Source organism: Acidovorax delafieldii 2AN (genome assembly GCF_000175235.1).
GTDB lineage: Bacteria > Pseudomonadota > Gammaproteobacteria > Burkholderiales > Burkholderiaceae_C > Acidovorax > Acidovorax delafieldii_B.
In genome coordinates, this window is sequence record NZ_ACQT01000194.1 from 1 (window position 1) to 6,694 (window position 6,694).

The following is a 6,694-nucleotide window of genomic DNA, read 5'->3' on the forward strand; positions in this document are numbered from 1 at the left end:
GCCGGCGCGCAGTGCCACGAACTGCGGCGCGGGCAGGGGCCGCGCAAACACGTAGCCCTGCAGCACGTCGCAGCCCTGCTGCACCAGGTATTGCGCCTGCTGCGGCGTTTCCACGCCCTCGGCCGTGACCTGCAGGCCCAGGCCATGGGCCAGGGCCACGATGGCGGTGACGATGGTGCGGCTGTGCTCCTGCGCGGGCAGGTCCTTCACGAAGCTGCGGTCGATCTTGAGGCGGCTCATGGGGAGCTGGCGCAGGTAGGCCAGCGACGAATAGCCCGTCCCGAAATCGTCGATGGCCAGGTGGATGCCGAGCTGGCTCAGCCGGTGCAGGGTGTGTGCGCCGGCCTCCATGTTCTCCATCAGCACGGTTTCGGTGAGTTCGATCTCGAGCTGGTGCGCTGCCAGGCCCTCTTCGCGCAGGATGTCCATCACGCGTTCCAGGAACTGGGGGTCGCCCAGCTGCCTGGCCGAGATGTTGACGGCCACGCGCAGCGGGCCTTGCGCCTGCCACTGCGCCGCATCGCGGCAGGCGGTGCGCAGCACCCAGTAGCCGAGCGGGATGATCAGGCCGCAGTCTTCGGCCACCGAAACCACCTCCAGCGGCGAGATGCTGCCCAGCTCAGGGTGCGTCCAGCGCAGCAGCGCCTCGGCGCCCACCAGCGCCCGGTCGGTGGCGCGGTACAGGGCCTGGTAGTGCAGCGCCAGTCCGCTGCCATGCTCCAGTTCCCAGCGCAGCGCATGCTCCACGGTCTGGCGCCGGGCGAGGGCCTGGTTCATGGATGCATCGAAGCGCACGCAGCGGTTCTTGCCCATTTCCTTGGCACGGTACATCGCCGTGTCGGCGTTGCTGACCAGGCTGTCCCTGTCCGAGGCGTCGTCGGGAAAGGTGGCGATGCCCGCGCTGCAGGTCACGCTCACCTGCTGGCCCACCTCGGTGTAGGTGGACTGGAAGATATCGACAATGCGCTGGCCGTAGCGGGTCAGGGTTTCGTCGTTCATGTCCAGGCGCAGGATCACCGCGAACTCGTCGCCGCCCAGGCGCGAAATGCTGTCGCCGGCCCGCACCGCCGAGCGCAGGCGCACGGCCACCTGGCGCAGCAGGCCGTCGCCCGCCGCATGTCCGAAGGTGTCGTTGAGGGTCTTGAAATTGTCCAGGTCGATGTAGATCAGGGCCAGCCGGCTGCCCAGGTTGCTGGCGCGCAGGATCTCGGCGGCTAGCCGCTCGTTGAAGGCGTGCCGGTTGCCGGTGCCGGTGACCGCATCCGTGTGGGCCAGCGCGTGCAGGCGGTTCTCCGCGTTGCGCACGGCGGCGCGGCTGCGCAGCACCATGGCGGTGGCCAGCGCCATGACGGCCAGGGCGATGAGCAGCGCGCTGACGAAGCGCACGGTGAGCCGGGTGTAGACGGCCGCCATCGATTTGCGGATGTAGAGCGTGCCCCACACGGTGCCCGCCACCTCCACGGGCCGCGCCATCTCGAGCACCCGCATCCCCGCGCGCTCGGCCACGTGCTCCATGCCGGCGAGCCTGAGCGTGGTCGGAAAGTTCGGGTCCGGCTCGCGCACGTAGTGCGCGAAGAGCACGCCGTCGGCGTCGTAGATACCGGCGCCCAGCACCATCGGCGCTGCCTTGAGCGCGCTCAGCGTCTCGTTGGCGGCGCGGGTGTCGTGGAACATCACCGCCGCCGAGAGGTTGTCGGCCACGATGGCTGCCTCCACCCGGCTGTCCTGCAGCATGGATTGGCGCGTCTGCCAGTAGTCGAAGCCTGTCAGCGCGAGCACCACCGTCAGCAGCGCCAGCCCGGCCGTGAGGATGCCCGTGGTCATGAGGCGCGAGGACAGCAGCGATTGCGGGATTGCCTGCTCGGCGTCGGCTGCCGGGGATGTGTGGATCTTCATTTGCTTGCTCCGCGGGCCAGCCGCAGCAGCCTGGAGCTGACGGTCAGGCCGGCCTTGCCGGTGGCTTCGGTGTTGATGCCGAAAGCGACACGGCTTCCGTCCTGGAACAGGGTGATCATGGTGTCCGGCGGGGCATCCGCGCCCTGGTCGGAGATGGTCAGGATGCCGCTGCGCGGCGGCATGGCGCGCAGCGCGCGCAACAGCGGCTCGGGGTCGGAGCTGTGCAGGACGACCACGCGGCAGTGGCGCAGCTCGGCCACGTCCAGCAGCCGCACGCGGATGGCCTGGCCCTTGCGCGCGAACCGGCCTTCCAGGGCCGTCAACGGCCGCTTGAGGGGGCTGAACGAGGACACGCAGATCAGCCAGTCGCCCTCTGCAGGCTGCGCGGCGTCGGACCAGTCGATGAACTGGATGAAATTGAAGACATACGCGGCCTTCAGATCGGGTTCTCCCACCGGCTCGGCCGCATGCGCGCGGGGCGCCAAGCACGCCACCGCCAGCCAGACCAGCAGCAGGGTGCGCAGGGGGCGGATGCAGACCATGGTCAGAACCCGTAGGTGAGCTTGACGCGGTAGGTGCGTCCGTCCTGCCAGACCAGGTTGTCGCGGATCTCGAACGAGGCCGGATCGGCATGGCGGCGGTTGAAAAGGTTGTACACGCCCACCGACACGTCCACGCCGCCAAAGCGGGTGGAATAGGTGAGGTTCGTGAGCAGGTGGCCTGGCAGGCGGATGTTCTGCAGCGTGTTGCGCGGGCCGATGCCAATGCCCTCGATGGCATAGTGGCCCTGCGGCCAGTCGGCGCCGAAGGGCAGTTTCACCGCGTCGGCCCACTGGACCTTGAGCAGGTGGCGCGGAGAATTGGTCAGATCGGCCTGGGCTGCCAGGTCGCGCGCCTTCTGCCAGCCGTAGGCCACGCGCACGCGCGAGCCGCCGCTCCAGCGTTGCTCGACCTCGGCCTCGATGCCTTCGACATGCACGCGGCGGGTGTTGTTGATGGTGACGCGGTCGGGCCGGTCGGCATCGGCCAGCGTGATCAGGTTGGAGACATGCGAGTGGAACGCCGTCAGCAGCATGCGCGTGGCGCCACTCGGGGCGTGTTCGAGCGCCAGCTCGGTGGTGCGCACGCGCTCCGAGTGCAGGGCTGCCGTGTCCACCACGCCTCCCGGCAAGTCCACGCGGTAGTCGCGTTCGTAGGCATTGGGCGGACGGTAGGCCGTGCCATGCAGCAGCTTGACCGCGGTGGCCGGGTTCCACCAGTACACCAGGCCCAGGCGCGGATGCACCGCGCTCTGGCTGCCGGTCTGCTTGTCCCAGCGCAAGCCCGCGTGCAGCGTGAGGTCGGCGCGCAGCGCGAACTCATCCTGCAGGTAGACCCCGAGCATGTCGCCCTTGCGCCGGGCTTGCAGGTAGCTCGCCGGCGGATCGATGTCGGCATTGCGCTGCGTGATGCCGGTATCGCGCCGGTAGTCCAGCCCCCACGAGAGCTTGTGGCGCGCCAGGGCGGTGCTCACCCACTGGCCCTCGGCGCCCCACCACTGTCCGGTTCCCTCGTCGCGGTTGACCGTGAGCGGCGGGTAGTCGTACACGTAGTTGCCGACATAGCGGTAGCGCCCCGCATGCAGCCGCCCGGTGAAGGCCAGCGACGGCTGCCACTGGCTCGTGTACTCGGCTGCCACGCGCGTGCTGGTGTCCGAGAGGCGGGAGCGCGGGTCGTTGAAGACTTGCGAAAACGCGGCGGTGGGCATGCCCTTGTCGCGCTCCCCATGGGCCATGGTGAGCGTGAGCCCCTCGCGGTGCATGCGGGCGAACAGCTGGGTGCTGCGCAGGAAATCCAGGCCCTGGGCCACACCGTGGTTGTTGGCGGGCGTGTCGTAGGCGGCGTAGTACGGGTCGGCACCGCGGGCGCTCAAGCGGGTGGCCGACACCAGCCAGTCTCTGCCCGCATCGTCCACCGTGCCCACAGAAAAGCGCAGTTGGGCGCTGCCGTGGCTGCCGATTTCGGTGCTCACGCGGGGGCCGGCGAGCTGGCGGCCGTCGCGCGTGATGACGTTCACCACGCCGAAGAAGGCGTTGGCACCGTACACGGCCGAGCCGGGCCCGGGCGCGAACTCCACCCGGTCCACCAGGTCAAGATCCAGCGGAAAATCCGTGCCGATGGCGGCCTGATCGTAGACGTTGTCGTTGAATCGAACGCCATTCACGAGCAGCAGCACCCGCGTGTCGTAGTCGCCAGGGCTCGCGAAGCCCCGCAGGCCCAGGTAGTGGTAGGTACGGTCGTACGAGACGTACAGTCCGCGCATGCTGTCCAGCACCTCGGCCAGATTGCGGTAGCCAAACAGTCGGATGTCTTCGGCCGTGACCACGCTCATGACGGCGGGGGCTTCGAGCGCGGTTTGCGTATAGCGGCTGGCGGTGCGCACCTCCATCTGCATGAGCTGCTCCAGCGGCAGGTCGGCAATGTCGGCCTGCGCCTGGGCACCTGCCGCCCAGCAGCACGCGAGGGCGATGCACCATGCGCGTGGGCGCCGTGTGCGGTTGTCCGATCCTTGATTCATGGCTGTACCGTGTGGCTGGCGCTGCTCCGGGGGCCGGGAAGGTGCCTGCGCTTTTGATCGGTCAAATATTTACAAATTGTATCAATTTTAGCAAATAGAGCCTTCGGGGAAATCTCCTGAGAAAGGCATGTTTTTGCGAGCGGTTGTCGATTTCGCCCATCGCCATCCGTCGTGCTGGAGAAGACCGCCGGGTTTCGTGGGCATCCGGCTCCGGGACGGCCCTTCATCCCCCTCAGGAGAAGCACCATGCGATTCATGATCATCGTCAGGGCCACGCCCGAAACCGAGCAGGGCGTGATGCCCGGCAGCACGCTGATGGCCGCCATGGCCCGTTACCACGAGGAACTGGCCCGCGCCGGTGTGCTGCTGGACGCCAGCGGCCTTAAGCCCACCGCGCAGGGCTGGCGCGTGCGCTACGGCGCCGGGGGGCGCACGGTCACCGACGGCCCCTTCACGGAAACCAAGGAACTGATCGCTGGCTACACGCTGATCCAGGTGCGCAACCGCGACGAGGCACTGGAGTGGACGCGCCGCTTTCCCAACCCGCGCGGCGAGGGGCTGGACGCCGAGATCGAGGTACGGCCGCTCTACGAGATGGAAGACTTCGCCGGGGTGGAGGGTGTGCAGGAGTTCCGCGACCTCGAAGCCCTGCAGGGCTGATGCCCAGGCACCCAGGACGCACCGCCATGTTCAAGACCATTGCCCTTGTGGCGCTGGCAGCCCTGGCGCTGCTGCTGGCGTTCGCCGCCACCTGCCCCGACACCTTCCGCGTGGAGCGCAGCCGCGTGATTGCGGCGCCCCCCGAGCGCCTGTACGGCCTGATTCACGACCTGCGCCAGTTCAACACCTGGAACCCTTACGAACGCAAGGACCCGGCCATCCAGGGCGAATATAGCGCCGTCACCGCAGGCCCCGGCGCACGCTATGCCTGGCGCAGCGGCAAGGTGGGCACCGGTAGCATGGAGATCGTGCAGGCCACCGCGCCCCGCAGCGTGGGCATGAGGCTCGACTTCGTGAAGCCCTTTGCAGCCCACAACCAGGTCGAATTTACGCTGCAGCCCGAAGGCGCGGGTGCCACCCGCGTCACCTGGGCCATGCAGGGCCCGGTGCCCTACCTGGCCAAGATCATGCACCTCGTCTTCAACATGGACCGCATGGTGGGCCAGGATTTCGAAGACGGCCTGGCCCAGCTGCAGGCTGTGGCGCAAAAGCCCGCGGGCTGAAGCGGCGCGTTACGCCAGCGGTGTGATTTGTCTTTATCTTTCAACTTTCAGGAGACCCTCATGCACAAGCAGATCTTCGTCAACCTGCCCATTGACAACATGGCCCGTTCCCAGGCGTTCTTTCGCGCGCTGGGCTATGCGTTCAACCCCGAGTTCACCAACGACCAGGGCGCCTGCATGGTGGTGGGCGAGAACCTCTACGTGATGCTGCTGGTCAAGGAGTTCTACCAGACCTTCACCAGCAAGGCCATTGCTGACGCGCGCACCACCTCCGAGGTGCTGGTGTGCTTCTCGTGCAGCAACCGCGAAGAGGTCGATACCCTCGTTGCCAAGGCCGTGGCCGCGGGCGCCACCACGCCCCGCCCGGTGCAGGACCTGGGCTTCATGTATTCGCGCAGCTTCGATGACCTTGATGGACACACGTGGGAATTCGTCCACATGGCAGACGCCAGCCAAGCCCCGGGCTGAGAAGTTGTGAACGAATCCGCCATGCCCGACCGTGCTGCCCTGCACCGCAGCATCGACTCGGTGTGGCGCATTGAGGCCGCGCGCATCATCGCCAGCGTGGCGCGCATGACGCGCGACGTGGGCCGCGCCGAAGAGCTGGCGCAGGACGCCCTGGTGGCTGCGCTCGAACACTGGCCCCGCACCGGCCTGCCCGACAACCCGGGCGCCTGGCTCATGACCACCGCCAAGCGGCGCGCCATCGACCACCTGCGCCAGCAAGCCCTGCACGCGCGCGAACACGAGGCGCTGGGCCTAGACCTGCAGGCGCTGCAAGCCCAGTACGCCCCCGACGTGGTTGACACGCTGATGGACGCCGAGCAGGACGACATCGGCGACGATCTGCTGCGCCTCATCTTCACCGCATGCCATCTGCTGCTGCCGAAAGAGGCGCGCGTGGCCCTCACGCTGCGGCTGCTGGGCGGCCTTTCCACCGCCGAGATCGCGCGGGCGTTTCTGCTGCCCGAGCCCACCATTGCCCAGCGCATCGTGCGCGCCAAGCGCACCCTCTCGG

General features: G+C 67.9%; 7 protein-coding genes. 4 read left to right on the forward strand and 3 right to left on the reverse strand.

The features are described from left to right. The 3 genes from ACDELDRAFT_RS17310 to ACDELDRAFT_RS17320 all read right to left on the reverse strand — a co-directional run. On the reverse strand, positions 1–1,896 hold a 1,896-nt coding region (locus ACDELDRAFT_RS17310; protein ID WP_005799250.1), incomplete at its 3' end, for a putative bifunctional diguanylate cyclase/phosphodiesterase. Beyond that, entirely contained in the window at positions 1,893–2,438 is a 546-nt protein-coding gene (locus tag ACDELDRAFT_RS17315) for a YfiR family protein (protein WP_005799251.1), read from the reverse strand. The genes ACDELDRAFT_RS17310 and ACDELDRAFT_RS17315, both read right to left, overlap by 4 nt. Before the next feature lie 2 nt (positions 2,439–2,440). Further along, the gene (locus tag ACDELDRAFT_RS17320; RefSeq protein ID WP_040329717.1) at positions 2,441–4,453 is read right to left on the reverse strand and encodes a TonB-dependent receptor plug domain-containing protein; all 2,013 of its coding nucleotides are present in this window, start codon (positions 4,451–4,453) and stop codon (positions 2,441–2,443) included. Positions 4,454–4,699: 246 nt separating this feature from the next. On the opposite strand from ACDELDRAFT_RS17320, the gene ACDELDRAFT_RS17325 reads away from it, so the two are divergent. From ACDELDRAFT_RS17325 to ACDELDRAFT_RS17340, 4 genes are all read left to right on the forward strand, one after another. Beyond that, the gene (locus ACDELDRAFT_RS17325; RefSeq protein ID WP_005799253.1) at positions 4,700–5,113 is read left to right on the forward strand and encodes a YciI family protein; all 414 of its coding nucleotides are present in this window, start codon (positions 4,700–4,702) and stop codon (positions 5,111–5,113) included. 26 nt (positions 5,114–5,139) lie between these two features. Next, positions 5,140–5,676, forward strand: coding sequence for an SRPBCC family protein (locus tag ACDELDRAFT_RS17330; protein ID WP_005799254.1), 537 nt, complete (start codon positions 5,140–5,142; stop codon positions 5,674–5,676). Positions 5,677–5,736: 60 nt separating this feature from the next. Beyond that, on the forward strand, positions 5,737–6,144 hold the full coding sequence (locus tag ACDELDRAFT_RS17335) for a VOC family protein (protein WP_005799255.1): 408 nt from the start codon (positions 5,737–5,739) through the stop codon (positions 6,142–6,144). Between the two features lie 21 nt (positions 6,145–6,165). After that, the coding region (locus ACDELDRAFT_RS17340) for a sigma-70 family RNA polymerase sigma factor (RefSeq protein ID WP_005799256.1) at positions 6,166–6,694 on the forward strand (529 nt) is incomplete at its 3' end.